This is a genomic window from Oceanobacillus alkalisoli (genome assembly GCF_022213125.1).
GTDB classification, from domain to species: Bacteria; Bacillota; Bacilli; order Bacillales; family Amphibacillaceae; genus Oceanobacillus; species Oceanobacillus alkalisoli.
This window is the reverse complement of record NZ_JAKNRA010000015.1, coordinates 1-18,695: the sequence shown is the minus strand read 5'-3', so window position 1 is coordinate 18,695 and position 18,695 is coordinate 1. Positions and strand designations below refer to the sequence as shown.

Genomic DNA, 18,695 nt, shown 5'->3' with positions numbered 1-18,695 from the left:
CTCTTTTTCATATTGTCTCTGCTTCTGTTTTAACTAACTTTTTCCTTAACCATGGCTGGGATTTCCAGCGACGGTAGGCAAAAATGCCACGGAACCACTCGTCGACACCTTGCGCAAGCCACACACCGAGTAATCCAAGGCCGAAATGAATACCGAAGACATAACTTAGGACAACGGCAAGGCCCCACATGGAGATGACACCAATTACAACAGGGAAACGAACGTCCCCGACTGATTTCAAGGACCCCATCAAGACCATATTCACAGCACGGCCCGGCTCGATAAACACAATCGCCCAAAGGACTGGAATTGCAACTGCAATAATTGCCGGATTACTTGTAAACACACCAAGCAGACCTTTTCCGGTTAATGCGATAATCAGTGAAATGGCAAGCGAAACAGAGACGGCAATCCGCAATGTTTTCAACCCCCGCTTCAATGTTCGCTCATACATCCCTGCTCCAATATAGCGTGCCACTAAGAGTTGGGTCCCTTGGGAAATCGCCATTGTAAACATGAAACAAAACATCGATATATTTAAAATATAAACTCGTGCAGCAAGTGCCGCATCTCCAATGAGCGCTACGAATCCCGTAATCACCACCTGCGAGAACTGATAAGATAGCTGCTCTCCAGCAGATGGTACTCCAATCCCCATCAGATTCTTAATGTTTTTCTTATCAATTTTAATGATGTCTTGGAGGCCGAATTTAATCGCGAGTCGTTTATACACGAATACAAGTAATGCTAGGACAAGGAATATCCGAGCAACAATAATAGAAACGGAAACTCCGACAACCCCTGTCACCGGAAGGCCGAACAACCCATGGATTGCAATAAAGAATCCAGCGATACTAATTATATTCATAATTACCGTAACAAACATCGTTTCCCTTGTATAACCGTGACTTCTCAATACAGCACTAAGCGCCAGAGCGACAGCTTCAATACAGAGAGAAAGTCCTGTAATTGCGAGAAATGAATACGCATAATCATATACCGCACCACTCAACCCGTAAAGACTTAAAAATATACCGCCAAATGCGATTACAATAATCGTCATCACGATACCGACCCAGAAATTCAGCCCGAACGCTGACCTGGCGTAATCCCGCGCGGTTTTTATCTCGTTCGCGCCAAGATTTTGTCCGATTAGAATCGTCGCTCCGACAGCCGTCACATTAAAAAGAATAATAAAAATGTTAATAATCTGGTTCGCTACACCTACACCAGCAACAGCCTGATCGGAGTAGCTACTTAATATAAATGTTGCAAGAATCCCCACGCTCATATGAAGAGAGATTTCAATAAAAAGTGGCCATGTAATATTAAACAGCGACTGTTCTTGATATTTATTTTTTTCTATATTCAATTGAAATCGTTCCTCCTTCACCTATTAATTTTTAAAAATTCCAACAACCTATCATAATTTCTTACCAGTAAAAAAGACCGCCCGAAAATCCGTAATTAAATACACGAACTCTCGCAGGCAGCCATTGGCATCGGTGTTATGTCACTAAAATCTCTCTAGCGTAAGGGTTTGTATTTGATTATTTTCCATTAGAATATTATATCATAGATGAATTAATTATTTCAATGATTTTTCAATAAATATTTTCCCAGCTGTTGCTGGTCTCTTTATGCATGTAATGTATAATTAACTTTTGACATTATAATCCTAATTTAGCTTTAACATCTTCTGCCGTGAGCCATCCTTCTTTCCTACCTGATTTTCTCCCACTTCTAAACTAGCTAATCACTTCACCATTGCTTTAAGCTTATCTAGATCAACTGATTTTAAAATTGCATACTCTCCTCGACCATTTCGGGTTCAACACACTGGATTGTTTTCTTTCACTTCATTCCGAACTTCTGTATGGTTTCTTAAATCGGAAACTGGTTTAATCTTTGACATTATATCTTCTCCTTATCATTATCACACGCATTCCAACGTCAACTAACAACTTGCATTAGCACGTTTAGACGCAGCAATTAATTCTAATGATAACGATAAAACAGGACTCCTATTTATAGAAGTCCTGTTTACATCTATGCATGAACAATCCATATATTACTTATTCATCACTTCCTCGATAGCGCGCATACGGCAGTGAATTCCATGTGCGATAATCCAACTGATCTTTCCCTATCGGAGTGGATAAATCATCGAACATCTTCTGGGCAACTTCGAGTTCTTTCGCCGCTTCCTGTTTATCTTGATACATGAACTCATCTGATGCACTTTCTGTTGCCTGATCCACCTTCTCCTCTAAGTTCCGAACGACCATTTCCTGATGTCTGTGAATGGTCTCGCGTGCTTCCGTCACCCAGTCATCCTGCACCGAACGATTCATATCCGTCACATAGGTAAATTCATTATAAATATCCCGGTACACTCGGTCAGCGTTCTCTCGTACATCTCGAATGACCCCCACTAAATCTTCTATTGTTAGTCGCTCCGCCTCCAACGCTTGGGCGCGCTCCGCACCACCGAGCCGCTCATGTTTTAAATAAAACGGGAAGATACTTTTAATCGTCTTACCGACTGGATTAATCGCCATCTGGTTCTCATCCATCCCCTTTGGCTGAATTCCTTGCATCGCAATCCGAGCCGATTCCGGACGAACGATTTCTTTTGGTGGCAAAACCCCATAGCGTAAAAGTTCACGAATTCCTGTGCCGGAAATATTAATCCGATATTTCCCTTCATGCGGACAAGTATGTTCTGTTGCCGCGCTATCACAGCGCGTACAGTAAAACACTTCCTGAAAAAGCCGGATATCGATCCCTAATTCCTCTGGTTTAAACGTATCAAAAATCGTATGAGCTGCATACTTATCATAGAAATCCCCAATTCCAGCATGGTCCCTGCCAATTAATGCATGCGTACAGCCATAGTTTTTCATAATTAAGGCATGGAGCACGGCCTCGCGGGGCCCTGCAAAAATATAAGTTACCCGCAGCGGTGCAAGGATTGTTCTTTCTTTCGGATAATAGGTTTCAAGCACACTACGGTAAGCAAGCATCCGGAACTCATGACGGGTGTATTCCCGTTTCGCCATTTCGACAAGCGGCTGGACAAATAATCCATCCAGCTCCTCCAATGCATTTCGGTGGATATACTCATGTCCTCGGTGCAAAGGATTAGCTCCTGTAATAAAACCTCCTACTGTCGTAAATTTTTTCTCTTCGTAAAAGAGTTTCCATGTATCTTTCGGTTCCATCCTGATTCCTTCAAACGGTCCCCAATGTACACGGCGCAATAATTGAATCGGCCCACCAAGTGCCGTATCCCCCATCCTCCGGTAAATCGCATCTACCCCCGGGTGGCTCCTGTCCGTCGTATCAAATAGATGCAGCGCGCGGAATTCCCGGTCATAATCAAAGATGTCTTCAATTTTAAGGATTGCTACTGCTTCTTTTGTATGATCTGCCAGTGCTATTTCATCGCCAATATTCAAGGATTTGATAATTTCTTTATTTTTATCCCCAATCGGTGCGAAACTTAGTGGAACCGGCCAGACAACCCCGCTCTTTAATCTCCCTTCCGTAAGTACAGATTTATAGTCTCCTTCGCTCATAAACCCCTTGTTTGGTGAAAGTACACCAGTTGCAATCATTTCTAAGGTAATGACGGCTTCGAGATCCACAACAATCGTTGGTAAATACTTTGCCCTTTCAATTGCTTCCTCAAGTGCTTCTCCTATTAACACTTGATTAACTAACTCACCGCCGTGTGGTTGTTGCGGGTAAGTTGTCATCTTTGTTTGATCGATCACCTTTTGACTCATCAGTCTTCCTCCTTATTTATCTCTATCGTTATAACTTATGAATTTAACTAGCACAGTTGAAAAGCCAAAGCTATAGCAAATCAACCCAATCAAACATTCCTGCTGAATAAAGCGCCCCCTAAACATGAACCAAACAGCCGATCGCTTTCATACAGCGTAAGTGTCCGAAACTCACTTCTGGAGGTCCGCAGTCCAGACACCTCTCGCACCTGCTGAGCGGCTGGTGAGCCTCCTCAGGTTGAGCATTAAGGGGCTCACCAAGCCTATCCTCTCGCAGGAGTCTCGAGGTGTCTGGACTGCTACCAGGAAAGGCCATATTGGGATCATCGTTTGATGTGCTGGAAAGGTATTATCCTTATCGTAGCGGAATAATTTCTATTTAAAATAATCATCTCTACCAGTTCAGTTGCCCGGTGGACGGTGACTCCTGCGGGAACAGCACGAGTCTGGAGACCCCTTAGTGCTCAGCCCGAGGAGCTCTAGCAGTGCCTAAGGATGCGCATCCGTCCACCGGGAAACTGAACGGCGATTAAAGAGCGAACCATGAGAACGTGCAAAATACTTATGCTGTATGAAAGCAATCAGCTGCTGGTTTTGCGAAAGGGTAGTTGGTTCGTTCAGGCTGTGAATGTTTAGTTAAGAATATATGATCATACATTCCCTTCTTTAGTTTGCATCCCGGTATCCTGTATTTGCTTTAACCTTTACTTCAGCATAACGGACTGCATTATATTCTTTTGATAGCAAGGTACCTATAATACCAGCAAGAAAACCTAGTGGAACACTGACAATTGCTGGGTTATCGATAGGGAATATCGGTTCCCCAACAAATAATGCCGCTCCCTCTACTGGTGAGAATACACTCGGACTCATCGAAACGAGGATGAGAGCAGAGAATAAACCGGTCAATAATGCGGATACAGCACCAGCCGTATTAAAACGCTTCCAATATACCGTGTATAAAATAACCGGCAAGTTGGCGCTTGCTGCAATGCAGAACGCTAAGGACACAAGAAACGCAACGTTTAAATATTGTGCACCTAATGCAAGCGCAATGGATAGGACGGATACTGCTAAAGAAGCATAACGAGCTGCGAGCATTTGCTCCCGGTCCGTCACTTTTCCTTTTTTAATAATCTCTCCATAAACGTCATGGGCAAAAGCAGACGCCCCGGACAGAACCAGCCCTGCCACAACAGCTAAAATTGTTGCAAAGGCAACGGCACTAATAAATGCAAATAGAATATTCCCCCCAATGGCTTGTGCAAGAAGTGGCGCTGCCATATTACCACCCGGGTTCGCTGCAAGAATCGAATCTTGCCCGACAAATGCAGCCGCTCCAAAACCTAGGAATAAAGTTAAAATATAAAAAAGACCAATTGTCCAGGTCGCCGTAATGACAGAGCTTCTCGCTGTTTTAGCGTCTTTCACCGTGAAAAATCGCATGAGGATATGCGGTAAGCCTGCAGTTCCTAAGACAAGTGCGACCATTAATGATATCGTGCTTAATGGATCGGTATAAAGAACTCCCGGTTTTAGATAATCTGCACCATGGGATGTCGCCGTCTTTACAGCCGTGAACATGGACGAAATATTGAAATTGAAATGGTATAATACTAAGAAAGAAATAATAAACATCCCTGCCATTAAGAGGACAGCTTTCGTAATTTGAACCCAGCTCGTTGCAATCATTCCGCCAAAAAGTACGTAAATCGTCATCATCACACCAACAATAAGAACCGCAATCCAGTAATCAATCCCAAACAGCAGCTGGATTAATGCACCTGCACCGACAAGCTGGGCAATCATATAAAATAATACAATCGTTATCGTACTTAGTGCTGCTGCACCTCTAATCTTCTTTGCATCGAACCTGGCATTGATCATATCGGCAATCGTATATTTACCAAGGTTCCGCAGCGGTTCTGCGACGAGAAACAGGACAACTAAATAGGCAATGAGAAAACCGATACTGTAGAAAAATCCATCAAATCCATTGAGGGCTATCATCCCTGCTATTCCCAGGAATGAAGCTGCAGAAAGATAATCCCCTGCAATTGCCAATCCATTTTGCCAACCAGTCAATCCCCCTCCGGCTGTATAGAAATCCCCAGTGCTTTTCGTACGTTTTGCAGCATAGTAAGTAATGAAAAGTGTTAAGATGACAATAGCGAGGAATAGGATAACGACGGTGGCATCCATCAACGATTACCTCCTTCGTCCAATTGGTCCTTCACTATTTCTTCGGCCATTTCATCGAAGCGGTTGGCTCTTTTTACGTAAATTGTACTTAGCACCCAAGTCATTATAAATTGAGAAAGTGCAAATACCCAAACCCAAGATATATCACCAAAAAATGATGTATTTAGGAATGTTGTATATGACGTCAGAATCGGAAGCGTAAAGTAAAATACCAGAAAGAAAATCGTCATTGGAACAATAAATTTCTTTTTCGCATGCATGAAGTTTTTAAACTGCCGACTTTCCTCCACTTTAACAAAATCGATTGGTTCTTTTTGTTTGCGCGTAACAGTAACCGGTTGTGTGCTCATTAAAAACATCCTCTCTACCTTAATTTTGAAAACGCTTACCAAAAGTATAGATAGTTTTTTTACTTTTGTTGTAAGTTTTTCGCAAATGGTAGATATTTCGGTGTGAATGGTTCGTATACACAGACAACTAGTTATATTTTGAATTTTTTGATTAAAATCTTACTTGCTGAGCGACTGACCGGTATTTTCGTCTGTTTTCTGTCTTTTAAGGTGACATTACTCGTGCCGTTAAACCATGGTGTAATCTCTAAAATATGGTTCAGATTGACAAGATAACTCCGGTGGGTCCGGAAAAATGATTCATCATTCAACTTGGTCTCTAATTCCCTTAATGTCAATTTACTCTTAATGACTTTATCCAACGTATGGATTTCAATCTGTTTCTTATGTGGTACGGCATAATAAATCGATTCAGGCGATAGTACGACCATCCGCTCTCCATCATCGATGAGCAGCTTATCCGTCATAACTTGAGGCTCAGATGCTGATTTATCCAACTCCTTTGAATGCAATGCTTTTCGCAATCGTTTTAGTGCCCGTTTGAAATGGGATTCTTCATAAGGCTTCAATAAATAGTCAATTGCCTCTATATCAAATGCATCCATTGCATATTCATCATAGGCGGTCGTAAAGATGAATAACGGCTGTTTCACTTCGTCTTTCGTAATATATTTGGCTGCTTCGACTCCAGACATTCCGGGCATTTCTACATCAAGAAAAATAACATCTGGTTGATGAAGCTGATATTGCTCGATTAATTCTTCTCCTGTTTCTGCGTGGGGAGACATAATAATATCATCCTCATGCTGCAGCAAATACATCAGCTCTTTTCTTGCCATCGCTTCATCTTCTGCAATCATCGCCCGTATTATCATGGGATCGCCTTCCTTTCCATTTGATTCAACCGCGGTATTTGGAAATACACTTCACTCCCTCCAGCAGGTAAATTTTGAATGGTTAACTTCGCTGACTCACCAAGCAGGCTAATCAACCGCTGATTCACATTATAAATACCAATCCCTCCACTTTTATCTTTGCTCAATGGTTTATGACCGGCATCTTTTAGTATATGCTCAGCAAAGCCATCGCCATTATCACGTACGAGAATAAACACCGTACTCGCTTCAACTGTAACGACAATATCAATTCTTCCATGCTTTGCTTTATGATGCAGACCATGATTGACACAATTTTCCACAAGCGGCTGAATCGTCGATGGCGGGATGTAAATATCCGAAAGATCCTCCGGCCGTTCAAAATGAATGGTCAGCCGGTCGGCAAATCTCGCTTGAATAATCGCGGTATATGCTTCGACATGCTCACATTCCTTTTCCAATTCAACAAGTGATTTCTGTACGAGACGCAAATTAAAGCGCATAAATCCCGCAAGCTTTAAGGTAAGATGTCGCGCTTTTTCTGCATCTTCACGAAATAGGGTAGCAATAAGCTGTAGCGTATTAAATAGAAAATGTGGATTGATCTGTGCTTGTAAATTCCTGAGCTCTGTATCTCTCATATGCATTTTCAACTTCTCAGCATGCAACATCGTCAGTTGGTTCGTAATGAATTGACCAAGTCCTTCAGCCATCGTAATTTCCACAGGGGAAATATGCTGTGGTTTTCTAAAGTAAAAAATAATTAAGCCAGCTTCATCATCTCTTTTAGATATCGGAATCATAATTGCTGCTTGTAACGGACAATTCGCTTCAGGGCATTCCAATTCGTCTTTCGTGTACGTTACCTTCATCGTCTTTGTCGCAATAGCTTCCTTCGCGAGCTTGGAACGAATCCTTTTCTCTGTCTGATGATGATTGCCGATACCCTTATGCGCAAGAACTTCATTGTGATTCGTTACGGAGACAGCAGCAAGATCCAGCCGGTCATAGAGTAAGTCCGCTATTCCCTGGGCCATCCCTTCACTTCCATCCTGCTTCAAATAGGGAATCGCTTCTTCCGCAATCGTTAATCCCTGTTTCGTTGCAAGTGCTGCTTCATTTTCCTGTTCCTTAAGCACAATCCCAATCATCGCAGTAAAAATCGCGATTGCCACACTATTTGACAAAACAAGCGGCAGCCCCACCCAGTCTACCACCCGTACAATATCATATGCATCCGTATAAAAAATGAGTAGCAGCTGCATTTGTAAAACTGGTGGGAAAACTCCGATAAACAATGCTTTTAACGGAGAAATAACTCGCTCATTAGAGAAGAATCTTGCTGTTAACCCAGCCAATAACCCTGTCAGCGGATTCACAAATCCATTCGCAAGCCCGCCAATCCCACCAAGGAATATTAAATGGACACCTGCAATCAGACCCGCACCAAGTCCCACTACAGGACCACCTAATAAACCTGCAATAACGACGGCTACAAGGCTTGTACTAACAATCAGCTGGTGATCCTCCACAGGGAAAATAATAAAATCGACATGCAGCACGTGAGTCTGATCAATGACAATTCCCGTGATTGTGCTTGCAATCGCAAAAATGCCGAATACAATCGCATGCACCATCGTCATTCCAATGTTAAAATTCCGGTCAAGCAGCCGCTTAAATCCCGGTGTTCTCGTTAATACAAATGCAATGACGAGAAGAAGCCCAATCCGTTCAAAGAGAATGATTGTTAAATCTTTCATGAAGCATCACTCCTTGAACGAGTAGCCGACTGTGCTTTTCTGAAAAACGCAGGATAATCCCCTTCATTTTCCGATTGATTCCCCGATGCCAGTGCACCGAGGAAAGCTCCTAGAAATCCAAGCGGAATGGCAATAATACCAGGATTATATAATGGAATAATCGCTTCCCTTCCGATTAAGCCATGCTCTGGATGCATCACATGAGGTCCCAGCACGAGCAGAACGAGTGATACGATCAAGCCGCTTAACATTCCCGCAATGACTCCTGTTCGGTTGAACTTTTTCCAATAAATCGTAAACAACAGCACAGGGAAAATACTTGACGCTGCAACGATAAACGTCATCGATACAAGAAAGGTCACATTCATCGTTTCCAGCCGTAATGCAAATATAGTCGAAAGTAACCCGATTGCGAGAGCCGTCCAGCGCGCTGCGTAGAGCTGCTCTTTTTCTGTTGATTTCCCCTTTTTCCACACCATATGATATATATCATGGGAAAAAGCAGTCGTTGCCGAAATGACAAGACCTGCAACAACAGCAACAATTGTCGTAAAAGCAACCGCGGAGATGAACGCCAAGAGAAAATCACCGCCGACTGCTTGTGCGAGCAATGGAGCTGCCAAATTCCCCGTAGAATCAGTCGCTACCAATGTCTCATAGCCTATTAAAGCGATTGTTCCAAGTCCAAGAATCAGCGTCATCAAATAAAACGTGCCGATGATCCAAGTAGCGCTAAGGAGAGAACGCCGCACTTCGAATGTATTTTTCACAGTGAACAATCGAATTAATATATGCGGAAGTCCTGCAGTACCTAGAATCAGCGCAAGTTGCAAGGAAATTAATTCAATTGGATGATCGAATAAATGCCCCGGATGAAAAAAATATTCCCCAAGCGGAGAGTGTGCTTGTACATCCGTAATAATCGCAGGTATGTTCCAATTATAATTGGATAGGACGATGAGCGATAACAAAAATGTACCTGACATGAGGACAATCGTCTTCACAATTTGCACCCAAGATGTTGCAATCATCCCGCCGAACATAACGTAAATCGTCATCAAACTCCCGATTACAAGTACAGAAATCGAATAATCAATATTAAGCAATAACCGTAACAGGAACCCCGATGCAACAAGCTGTGGTATCATATAAAGAATCGAAATCGTAAAGGCGCCAATCGCCAGCATAAGCCGCATTGAGCTACCTGGAAAACGCGAACAAATGACATCGCCAAGCGAATATTTCCCAAGTCGATGTACAGGCTCTGCAATCAAGAACAGCACAACCAAATAAGATACTAAAAAACCAATTGAATATAAAAATCCGTCATATCCATTGAAAGCGATTGTTCCAACAATTCCAAGGAATGAAGCTGCACTAATAAAATCTCCGGCAATCGCAAGCCCATTTTGAAAACCGGTTAAACTTCCGTCCGCTGTATAAAATATGTTCGTTGTTACACTTCGCTTTGCTGCCCAGTATGTAATGATCAGTGTACAAACGACAATACAAATAAAAAATAAGAAGTAGGTGAGATTCACTAAGTCACTCCTCCTGTATCATTTGCTCTGTCAGCTTATCCAGTTTTTTTGCTTTTAAATGATACAACCAGCCAAGCAGCCAAATCATGATAATCTGCAGAAATGCATATGCCCAAGCCCATGTCACTCCCGGAATAAAACTTTGCCGATTCATCGTCTCAGGGAAATAGATAAGTGATACAGGAAGTAAAAAGTAGAATAGAAAGGCAAAAGAAACCGCCGTCAATATAAAGCGACGCTTCTCACGCCATATTTTTTCATATCCTTTCTCCATGCCCACTCCCCCCTCTCCCTTAGTAAAAAACTGTAAATTTCTTTAATTATGAATATATATGAAGAAGCATAACTTGTAAAGAGGAAAGTTTATGATGTATTAATGGTTTGTAAGATCTCCACCTCTAAACATGAGGGAAACCAAAAAGGGGAAGGTAGGGGATAAAATGAAACTTTATATAGTGGAATGAATTTTATAATTACCGTAGTCGGCTTTTCCATCACCATATGTAGTTGGGAACGAACCAACTCAACTACATATGGTGATGGTGAAGCATTAAATACGTATTATGAAATTCATTAAGTGGAGTTAACAGAAACAAATAAGCCTGGCATTTTTTTATGCCAGACTAACTTTTCCTCTAATCTAATTTTGTTGTCAGTGAATTTAATGAATCTGCTGAAACTGCAACTTCCTCGAACGACTCTCCCAGCAGACCGAGACTCTCACTAAACTGCTGGATCTCATCTGCCATTTTATTGTTTTGTGTATCGGTATCATTCATCGTTAAGACGATTTCTTCAAAATGTGTTTCCGTATCATTAGAATAACGGTTACCCGTTTGTACATCTTCACGTATCTGGTCCAAGGTATTCGTTAAATTACTTACTTGTTCGGTCGTATTTTTAATTAATGAAGCGACATTAACAACTGCGCCTTTCGTCTGATCGGATAACTTACGAACTTCTTCCGCCACAATCGCAAATCCTCGCCCTGATTCACCGGCTCTTGCTGCTTCAATGCTTGCATTAAGGGAAAGCAGGTTCGTTTGTTCGGCCACACCGGATACGAGATTGATTATATCCTGCATTTGCTGCATCACTTTTTCCAATTCTTCTGCATCTGACCGAATCGCTTCAACCGATGCAGTAATACGGTTCATTTTATTCGTAAGCTGACTTAACTGTTGTTTACCTGACGCTGCCTTATTTTTTGCTGATTCGGATAAGCTAGAGCCCTGTTTCACTAAAACTACAATATCGTCGGATTGGGCAATTAATTCTTCCATCGTTGCATTCGTTTGCTGGGAAATTGCTGCTAGTGTTTCGGACGTATTTTCAATTTCCAAGCGGATGTTCTGTTTTGCTTCAGCTATTGTCTGCTTCACTCGCGCCATCTCTTCTTCATATGCTTCAAGTACCAACTGTTCTTCCAAATTGATAATTTTACTGACTGCCCGAAAGGCGAGAATTGATTCTTTCCGGTCCGGCACTTGCTCATCAATAATATCAATCAACGAATTCAAAATATCTTGGAAGGCTGCCAAATACCATTTCGCCTCTAAACCAATTTTGACATGGACATGGGCAACGATATGACGTTTTTTAACATATTCCGCATCTATTTCACCCGTAAACATTTCAACAATATGACGTCTTAGCGTCTGCTTCAACCGTTCGATCGAGCTATAATGATTAATAATATGAATTAAAGATGCTTCTTTTTCCAGGTTCGAATAAAATTGGTCAATAATCGGCACAATTTTTTCCATTACATATGGTTGCAAAGCATGTAGTATTTGTAAATCATCTGTTGTAAGTCCTATCATCTTAATTTGATGATCCATTGCACTATTCGGCTCTGCTTTTAAGCTAACGTCATGAATTTCCCCATTAAAAATCAGCTCTCTTGTCTTTTCTTTTCTTCGTAGCATAAACATGCTGTCTCTCCCCCAAACTCATCTATGTAACTATCCTACTATAAGCAGACATAGATTCCAACACAATTTAGGTATTATCACTCTGTTTATCTAAACATAATAAAAAAACACATGAATGGATATCCATTCATGTGCCCATTTTTATCATCGTTTTAAAATCTCGCCAATCAGTGAGTCGCTCTATTTCCAGTTCTTGATTATAGGATTGATCTTTGACAATTAACCCGGTTGGTGTGTGGAGTAGTGTATTCAAGACAGCCGGTTTATCATCCACATAATAATCCAATTCAAGCTCTTCAATTATTTTTATTTTTTCCTCATCTTGCATCCCATAGAAAAAGCGTTCATCAGCAACAGGAAATCCTTTTTCTTTCATCCATTTCCGCGTCCGGATACCGTGTTCTTTCGGTCTTGCGGTTATATAGTAAATTTCGTGTCCCTCTTCGGCCAATTCAACTAAAACCTCTTTCGCTCCGGGAAAAGCTGGGCAATCGGTATAATAGATTTCTTCTAAAGAACGATTCCACATTTCTTTCCCTTCCACATCGGTCAGTCCGAATGGCTCATGAATTTCCACCCGTTTAATTCCTTTAAAAATGTCTAATGATAAATCCTGTTTCAGCCGCTTTGTATAAATACGAAAGGCATGTTCTCGTAAATTAATTAACGTATCATCTATATCGAAACCAAATTTCATCTCGTAACCCCTCAATCTTTATATATTGGATAACCAATATATTTCAAATCTCTGCCAACTGGAATAAATGCTGTATTGGTTAATTCAACCGCATCTTTCATCAAATCGACCCCAGTTCCTTCCAAAAAAGTTGGAGCATTTGTCCCGCCCACAAGCTTAGGAGCAATATAAAGAACCACTTTATCAATTAATTTATGTTCAAGAAACGAAGCATGAATATTCCCGCCACCTTCAATCATCACAGAAGATATTCCTTCTTCCCCTAATCGTTCTATGACTTCATGCGGATTGACAGTACGCTTACCGTTTGTCACAAAAATACGCACACCCGCTTTTTCCAATTCCTTTTTCTTTGTTTCGTCATATGCAAGACTCGTAAATATCCATGTCGCTGCTTTTTGATCCGTTACGAGCTGATAATCAAGCGGGATTTTTAACGTGGAGTCAAGCACGATCCGAACGGGATTTCTTCCATTCGGAATTCGCGTTGTAAGCGCTGGGTTATCTTCTAGCACCGTATTGATTCCTGCCAGGATGCCCATGTTCTCATTACGGAGGTGGTGAACATCATGTCTTGCTTCCTCTGAAGTAATCCATTTACTGTCAAGCATGTGTGTGGCGACTTTACCGTCCAGCGTAATTCCTGCTTTCAATGTTAGAAATGGCTTTTTTTCCACAATAAATTTATTGAACACTTCATTCATTTTTCGAGCCTTTTCCTCAAGAACTCCCGTAACCACTTCAACGCCGGCATTCTCCAAGATTTTTACGCCACTTCCAGATACTACGGGGTTCGGGTCAAGTGTCGCAATGACCGCTTTTTTAATCCCAGCTTCTACAATTGCTTCAGCACAAGGACCAGTTCTGCCATGATGGGAGCATGGCTCAAGCGTGATGTAAATCGTACCACCACGCGCGAGATCTCCTGCCATTCGTAATGCATGAACCTCTGCATGCGGTTCTCCCGCTTTCAAATGGGTGCCGACTCCGACGATCCGGTTGTTATTCACAATGACTGATCCAACAAGCGGATTTGGATCGGTCTGACCTTTCATAGCCCGAGCGTTCGAGAGAGCAAGGTCCATATAAAATTCATGATTAGTCATTGGGGCAAGTTCCCTCCGCTCTCATATGACCGGATTTTGCAATTTTCGTTTCTAAATATTTCTGATTGTATTCCGATACGTCTCCCCACAACGGTGTCCTGCCTGCAACATGCATCCCAGAATTCCGTAATGCTTCTAATTTCTCTGGGTTATTCGTAATTAAGGTGACCGGCTTTGTACGTAAGCTCTTCAGCACGGTAATCGCGTCATCATAATTACGCAGATCATTATCGAAGCCTAGACTTTCATTCGCTTCGACCGTATCAAAACCATTTTCCTGAAGGACATATGCCATTGCTTTACTGAATAAACCAATTCCCCGTCCTTCGTGATTTGCCAGGTAGAATAGCGCACCTGCGCCATGCTCCTTAATCCGCTTCATGGATTCTTTTAATTGGAAACCACAGTCGCAACGTTTACTTCCAAAAATATCGCCCGTATGACAAATGGAATGCAAGCGAATTAATGCATCGTCTGCTTCTTTAAAGTCACCGTAAACAAGGACACTCGATTGCTGTTGTTCCGCAAGATTTGCAGACGCCAGATGATCAATGATTTTCTCATAATCCTCCGTAACTTCATCGTAATTCAACCAGGAGTACCACCGAAAGACGACTGTTTCCCCGTATAAATTAACCGGGAGCTGGATTGGTCCGACCAAATAGATGGCCTGATCTTGCTTTTTAATTAATTGTATTTTATCTTTTAAAAGCGCAAAGGCTTTGGATTCTGCTTTAACATCTGCCATATTTCTTTTCTCCTTTCACTACTTATCTTAGTATAGTGAAATAATTATCGAGCTTCAATTTATCTTTCTCGGAAATCGATTCTTTTATCACACATTAAATATGATGTTTCACTTTATGACAGACCTACTCCATTCCTTTTCCAAATATACCGTAGAAAAATAACTTCGTCAGATCTTCTGTAAGCGGAAGAAGTGATGATGCTATATCTTCCCTCCTCATATGATCAGCGAACATCTGAATATACAGCATGATTGCCTCATCAGAAATCGACTTATCGATATAGCCTTGTTCCTTCCCTTCCGCAATTAATTCCAAGAACTGCGGAAGAGCTGTTTCTGTATAAAACTTCATTATATAACTGTCTTCCTGCATATAGTTTTTCATAAAGTACTCGAGAAACTCTTCATTTATTTGATTGGCAACCAATGTTTTATCAAAAATCATCGTTTTGACCTTTTCTGGGAAAGGTATTTTGCTATTGAATAACCTTAAATACTCTTCCCATACTTGATGGACGTAATAGCGATATACTTCCCCGATTAAATTATCTTTGCTCTCGAAATAATTATAAATTGTCACCTGAGATACATCTGCAACTTTTGCAATCTCAGAAACGGAAACTTTACTTATCCCATTTTTCAAAAACAATGATAAGGATGCTTCTAATATGTTGTTCTTTTTCAATGCTTTTCTTCGCTCAAAGCCATTCATCGCTTTCACCTCCTCATTAGTTTAATAAAATTTATGAAATATAACAAATAGAATAGTTCAAATCTATTGCATGCTTCAGGAGTTTTCTATATTATGAACTATGAGATATAAAATATTTCAAAACTTTTTTATAACCATTTTAGAGAGGATGAGCATCATGTCGGTGGTAGAAGTTAGAAATCTTTATAAGAAATTCGGTAAATTCCATGCGCTTAATGGAGTCGATTTAACATTGAACCAAGGGGAAATATACGGTTTTATTGGACCTAATGGCGCCGGAAAGTCCACTACAATTCGAATATTGCTTGGCATTTTAAAAGCCTCAGGAGGAAGGGCGTTGATTTTCGGAAAAGACACTTGGAAAGATGCGGTGGAGATCCATAAACGACTCGCCTATGTTCCTGGTGATGTGAATCTTTGGCCGAACTTGACTGGTGGTGAGGTGATCGATTTATTTGTTGGGTTAAGAGGTGGGGATACTAAAAGAAAACGAGAAGAATTGCTGGAGCGATTTGCATTGGATCCGTCGAAAAAATGTCGTACCTATTCGAAAGGAAACCGGCAGAAGGTTGCATTAGTTGCAGCTTTTGCATCTGATCCAGAGTTATTTATTTTTGATGAACCGACTTCTGGACTTGATCCGTTGATGGAACAAGTTTTCCAAGAATATGTTCAAGAAGCGAAAGATGCAGGAAAAACAGTTCTCCTTTCCAGTCATATTTTATCGGAAGTAGAGAAGCTCTGTGACAGGGTCGGAATCATTCGCCAAGGTGAAATTATTGAATCAGGAACATTAAGTGAACTAAGGCACTTAACGCGCACAAACTTATTGGTCGAGACAAAGAAACTTATCCCTCTGATTGGTGAAGTAAAAGGTATTCACAATGTGGGAGAGGATGGACAGACGCTGAGCTTTCAAGTAGATGCTGAAGAGCTTGATTCAGTCATCCGGCACGTCAGCCAATATGGAATCCTGAAATTGGAAAGTGCCCCTCCAACATTAGAAGATTTATTTATGCGCCATTACGAGCATAAGCAAGAAACGAATACAGGAGGGAATTCCTAATGTTCCCCTCCACGTCTTATAATGTTGGTTCCTTAATTAAATTTACGATAAGAAAAGACCGCATCCGGATTCCGCTTTGGCTCATTGGTATTATTTTCTTTACTGTTCTAATTCCTGTTGCGCTTGATGATATGTTTCCAACGCAAGAAGAGCGAGATGTTATGGCTGAAACGATGGCAAATCCGGCAATGACCGCAATGGTCGGTCCAGGTGATATTGAAAATTACACAATCGGTGCGATGACGACACATAATATGTTGCTGTTTACAGCAGTGGTTGTTGGATTAATGAGTATCCTGCTCGTTATCCGGCATACGCGCACTGAGGAAGAAGATGGTCTTTCTGAATTAATTCTTGCGCTTCCTGTCGGTAGATTAGCGAATTTAAACGCGACACTTTTTGTTTTAACCGTAACACATATCATTCTAGCTCTTATTTCTGGTTTTAGTTTATATGCTTTAGGTTTAGATAGTATGGATCTGGAAGGTTCCTTATTGTATGGGGCCGTATTAGGTGGGACCGGAATCTTCTTCACCGGAATTGCGGCAGTATCCGCCCAGATTTCGGAAAGCTCTCGGGGTGCAACTGGATTATCGATCGCAGCATTGCTCCTCGCTTATTTCATTCGTGCCATTGGCGATGTGAGTAATGAAACATTATCCCTTTTCTCACCGCTCGGGCTTGTTACCCGTACCGAAGCTTATTCGACTAATGTGTGGTGGCCAGTGTTGCTTCTTGCCGGATTTTCTGCTTTATTGTTTTTACTTGCTAATTATTTAAATGCAATTCGTGACTGGGGAGCTGCCTTTCTTCATGCCCGCGCTGGAAAGACATATGCCTCACGTTTTCTACAAACACCGATTGGACTTTTTTTCCGTACACAGCGCACGGCTTTTATTTCCTGGGGAATAGGTATGTTTGTTTTAGGCTTGTCTTATGGTTCCATCATGGGAGATTTAGAATCATTCTTTCAGGGGAATGAGCTTTTAGAACAAATGCTGGTAGCTGAGGAAGGTTATTCTTTAACCGAACAATTCATCCCAGCATTGATGATTGTAATGGGAATACTCGCTACCGTTCCACCGATTATCGCAATGAATAAATTAATCGGTGAAGAAAAGAAAAATCGAACCGAGTCGATTCTTGCTGCCCCGGTATCACGTGGGAAGCTGATGGCGAGCAATTTAGCCATCGCTGTAATGAATGGTTTTATTATGATTTCTTTATCAGGAATCGGGCTTTTTCTTGCTGCAGAAACTGTGATGGAGGATGGATTTTCCTTTGGAATGATATACGGGGCTTCTCTCGTATTTTATCCGGCGATGCTTGTCATGATTAGCTTTTCCGCGTTCTTAATTGGCTTTGCACCAAAACTTACCGGCTTAATTTGGGTATATGTCGTATTTTCCTTTATCACGAATTATCTCGGCGGGCTGCTGGACTTCCCGGCATGGGTAGAGAAGCTTTCTCCTTTTGGTTACATCCCAGCGTTTCCAGTCGAAAATATGGAATGGGCACCAATTGTCATGCTATCCCTTATAGCCATTATCTTAGCAATACTAGGATTTATCGGTTACCAGAAGAGAGATATTGCAGGTTAGTGCGGGACAGTGGGGTCAGTAAATGTCCCAGTTCTTTTGGGATCGTTGCTCTGATTTTTTTGTTGTTTTTAGGGTAGACACGAGGGAATTCGGATATTTAAAGGTTTGGGTTTGGTAACTGTGTGGTCTTACATCCTTTAAATGCAGAACTTCCTTGTTAACAGAATAAAATCCGGGACATTTGCTCTGTGAACTGCGCCCTGTCAAGTGGACAGTAAAAAAATAAAAATCTATGCCGCAGCCTGGTACCGATATTCTAACGGTGTTAGGCTGTTTAATTTCGTTTGGTATCGTTCTTCATTATAAAATTCC

At 41.4% G+C, this 18,695-nt stretch carries 15 protein-coding genes; 2 read left to right on the top strand and 13 right to left on the bottom strand.

Features of this window, described 5'->3' with window-relative positions:
* Positions 1-7: 7 nt before the first annotated feature.
* The 13 genes from L3V42_RS15365 to L3V42_RS15305 all read right to left on the bottom strand — a co-directional run bounded on the left by L3V42_RS15365 (position 8) and on the right by L3V42_RS15305 (position 15,716).
* Positions 8-1,372: an MATE family efflux transporter gene (locus L3V42_RS15365; RefSeq protein ID WP_238472382.1), complete on the bottom strand. Its 1,365-nt coding sequence runs from the start codon at positions 1,370-1,372 to the stop codon at positions 8-10.
* 703 nt (positions 1,373-2,075) lie between these two features.
* Positions 2,076-3,791: a sulfate adenylyltransferase gene (locus L3V42_RS15360; protein ID WP_238472381.1), complete on the bottom strand. Its 1,716-nt coding sequence runs from the start codon at positions 3,789-3,791 to the stop codon at positions 2,076-2,078.
* A 666-nt stretch (positions 3,792-4,457) separates the two neighbouring features.
* Positions 4,458-5,993 (bottom strand): solute symporter family protein, encoded by a 1,536-nt coding sequence (locus L3V42_RS15355; protein ID WP_235762854.1) that lies wholly within the window; start codon positions 5,991-5,993, stop codon positions 4,458-4,460.
* The gene (locus tag L3V42_RS15350; protein WP_235762790.1) at positions 5,993-6,343 is read right to left on the bottom strand and encodes a DUF485 domain-containing protein; all 351 of its coding nucleotides are present in this window, start codon (positions 6,341-6,343) and stop codon (positions 5,993-5,995) included. The genes L3V42_RS15355 and L3V42_RS15350 overlap by 1 nt, the downstream gene beginning before the upstream one ends.
* 131 nt (positions 6,344-6,474) lie before the next feature.
* Positions 6,475-7,218 carry a LytR/AlgR family response regulator transcription factor gene (locus L3V42_RS15345; RefSeq protein WP_238472380.1) on the bottom strand — a complete coding sequence of 248 codons (744 nt, stop codon included), beginning with the start codon at positions 7,216-7,218 and terminating at the stop codon, positions 6,475-6,477.
* Entirely contained in the window at positions 7,215-8,978 is a 1,764-nt protein-coding gene (locus tag L3V42_RS15340; protein WP_238472379.1) for a LytS/YhcK type 5TM receptor domain-containing protein, read from the bottom strand. The genes L3V42_RS15345 and L3V42_RS15340 overlap by 4 nt, the downstream gene beginning before the upstream one ends.
* Positions 8,975-10,519 carry a solute symporter family protein gene (locus L3V42_RS15335; RefSeq protein ID WP_238472378.1) on the bottom strand — a complete coding sequence of 515 codons (1,545 nt, stop codon included), beginning with the start codon at positions 10,517-10,519 and terminating at the stop codon, positions 8,975-8,977. The genes L3V42_RS15340 and L3V42_RS15335 overlap by 4 nt, the downstream gene beginning before the upstream one ends.
* Positions 10,520-10,523: 4 nt before the next feature.
* Positions 10,524-10,793, bottom strand: coding sequence for a DUF485 domain-containing protein (locus L3V42_RS15330; protein ID WP_235762794.1), 270 nt, complete (start codon positions 10,791-10,793; stop codon positions 10,524-10,526).
* A gap of 361 nt (positions 10,794-11,154) precedes the next feature.
* Positions 11,155-12,453 carry a globin-coupled sensor protein gene (locus L3V42_RS15325; RefSeq protein ID WP_235762795.1) on the bottom strand — a complete coding sequence of 433 codons (1,299 nt, stop codon included), beginning with the start codon at positions 12,451-12,453 and terminating at the stop codon, positions 11,155-11,157.
* A 127-nt stretch (positions 12,454-12,580) separates the two neighbouring features.
* Complete coding sequence (locus tag L3V42_RS15320; RefSeq protein WP_235762796.1) at positions 12,581-13,150, bottom strand: 5' nucleotidase, NT5C type; 570 nt, start codon at positions 13,148-13,150, stop codon at positions 12,581-12,583.
* An 11-nt stretch (positions 13,151-13,161) separates the two neighbouring features.
* Positions 13,162-14,256, bottom strand: a complete 1,095-nt coding sequence (gene ribD, locus L3V42_RS15315; protein ID WP_238472377.1) for a bifunctional diaminohydroxyphosphoribosylaminopyrimidine deaminase/5-amino-6-(5-phosphoribosylamino)uracil reductase RibD — start codon at positions 14,254-14,256, stop codon at positions 13,162-13,164.
* Positions 14,249-15,004 carry a GTP cyclohydrolase II gene (locus L3V42_RS15310; protein WP_238472376.1) on the bottom strand — a complete coding sequence of 252 codons (756 nt, stop codon included), beginning with the start codon at positions 15,002-15,004 and terminating at the stop codon, positions 14,249-14,251. The genes ribD and L3V42_RS15310 overlap by 8 nt, the downstream gene beginning before the upstream one ends.
* A 124-nt stretch (positions 15,005-15,128) precedes the next feature.
* Positions 15,129-15,716 (bottom strand): TetR/AcrR family transcriptional regulator, encoded by a 588-nt coding sequence (locus tag L3V42_RS15305; protein WP_235762799.1) that lies wholly within the window; start codon positions 15,714-15,716, stop codon positions 15,129-15,131.
* 157 nt (positions 15,717-15,873) lie between these two features.
* Here L3V42_RS15305 and L3V42_RS15300 point away from each other — a divergent pair, with 157 nt between their 5' ends.
* Together L3V42_RS15300 and L3V42_RS15295 are read left to right on the top strand one after the other, a co-directional pair.
* Positions 15,874-16,782, top strand: a complete 909-nt coding sequence (locus tag L3V42_RS15300) for an ABC transporter ATP-binding protein (protein ID WP_238472375.1) — start codon at positions 15,874-15,876, stop codon at positions 16,780-16,782.
* On the top strand, positions 16,782-18,383 hold the full coding sequence (locus tag L3V42_RS15295) for an ABC transporter permease (RefSeq protein ID WP_238472374.1): 1,602 nt from the start codon (positions 16,782-16,784) through the stop codon (positions 18,381-18,383). The genes L3V42_RS15300 and L3V42_RS15295 overlap by 1 nt, the downstream gene beginning before the upstream one ends.
* Positions 18,384-18,695: the final 312 nt, after the last annotated feature.

What these genes read in the sequence shown, in the direction of transcription:
- L3V42_RS15350 (WP_235762790.1), bottom strand. Translation starts at nt 6,343, where the DNA reads ATGAGCACACAACCGGTTACTGTTACGCGCAAACAAAAAGAACCAATC.
- L3V42_RS15345 (WP_238472380.1), bottom strand. Translation starts at nt 7,218, where the DNA reads ATGATAATACGGGCGATGATTGCAGAAGATGAAGCGATGGCAAGAAAA.
- L3V42_RS15320 (WP_235762796.1), bottom strand. Translation starts at nt 13,150, where the DNA reads ATGAAATTTGGTTTCGATATAGATGATACGTTAATTAATTTACGAGAA.
- ribD (WP_238472377.1), bottom strand. Translation starts at nt 14,256, where the DNA reads ATGACTAATCATGAATTTTATATGGACCTTGCTCTCTCGAACGCTCGG.
- L3V42_RS15310 (WP_238472376.1), bottom strand. Translation starts at nt 15,004, where the DNA reads ATGGCAGATGTTAAAGCAGAATCCAAAGCCTTTGCGCTTTTAAAAGAT.
- L3V42_RS15330 (WP_235762794.1), bottom strand. Translation starts at nt 10,793, where the DNA reads ATGGAGAAAGGATATGAAAAAATATGGCGTGAGAAGCGTCGCTTTATA.
- L3V42_RS15295 (WP_238472374.1), top strand. Translation starts at nt 16,782, where the DNA reads ATGTTCCCCTCCACGTCTTATAATGTTGGTTCCTTAATTAAATTTACG.
- L3V42_RS15325 (WP_235762795.1), bottom strand. Translation starts at nt 12,453, where the DNA reads ATGTTTATGCTACGAAGAAAAGAAAAGACAAGAGAGCTGATTTTTAAT.
- L3V42_RS15340 (WP_238472379.1), bottom strand. Translation starts at nt 8,978, where the DNA reads ATGAAAGATTTAACAATCATTCTCTTTGAACGGATTGGGCTTCTTCTC.
- L3V42_RS15300 (WP_238472375.1), top strand. Translation starts at nt 15,874, where the DNA reads ATGTCGGTGGTAGAAGTTAGAAATCTTTATAAGAAATTCGGTAAATTC.
- L3V42_RS15355 (WP_235762854.1), bottom strand. Translation starts at nt 5,993, where the DNA reads ATGGATGCCACCGTCGTTATCCTATTCCTCGCTATTGTCATCTTAACA.
- L3V42_RS15305 (WP_235762799.1), bottom strand. Translation starts at nt 15,716, where the DNA reads ATGAATGGCTTTGAGCGAAGAAAAGCATTGAAAAAGAACAACATATTA.
- L3V42_RS15360 (WP_238472381.1), bottom strand. Translation starts at nt 3,791, where the DNA reads ATGAGTCAAAAGGTGATCGATCAAACAAAGATGACAACTTACCCGCAA.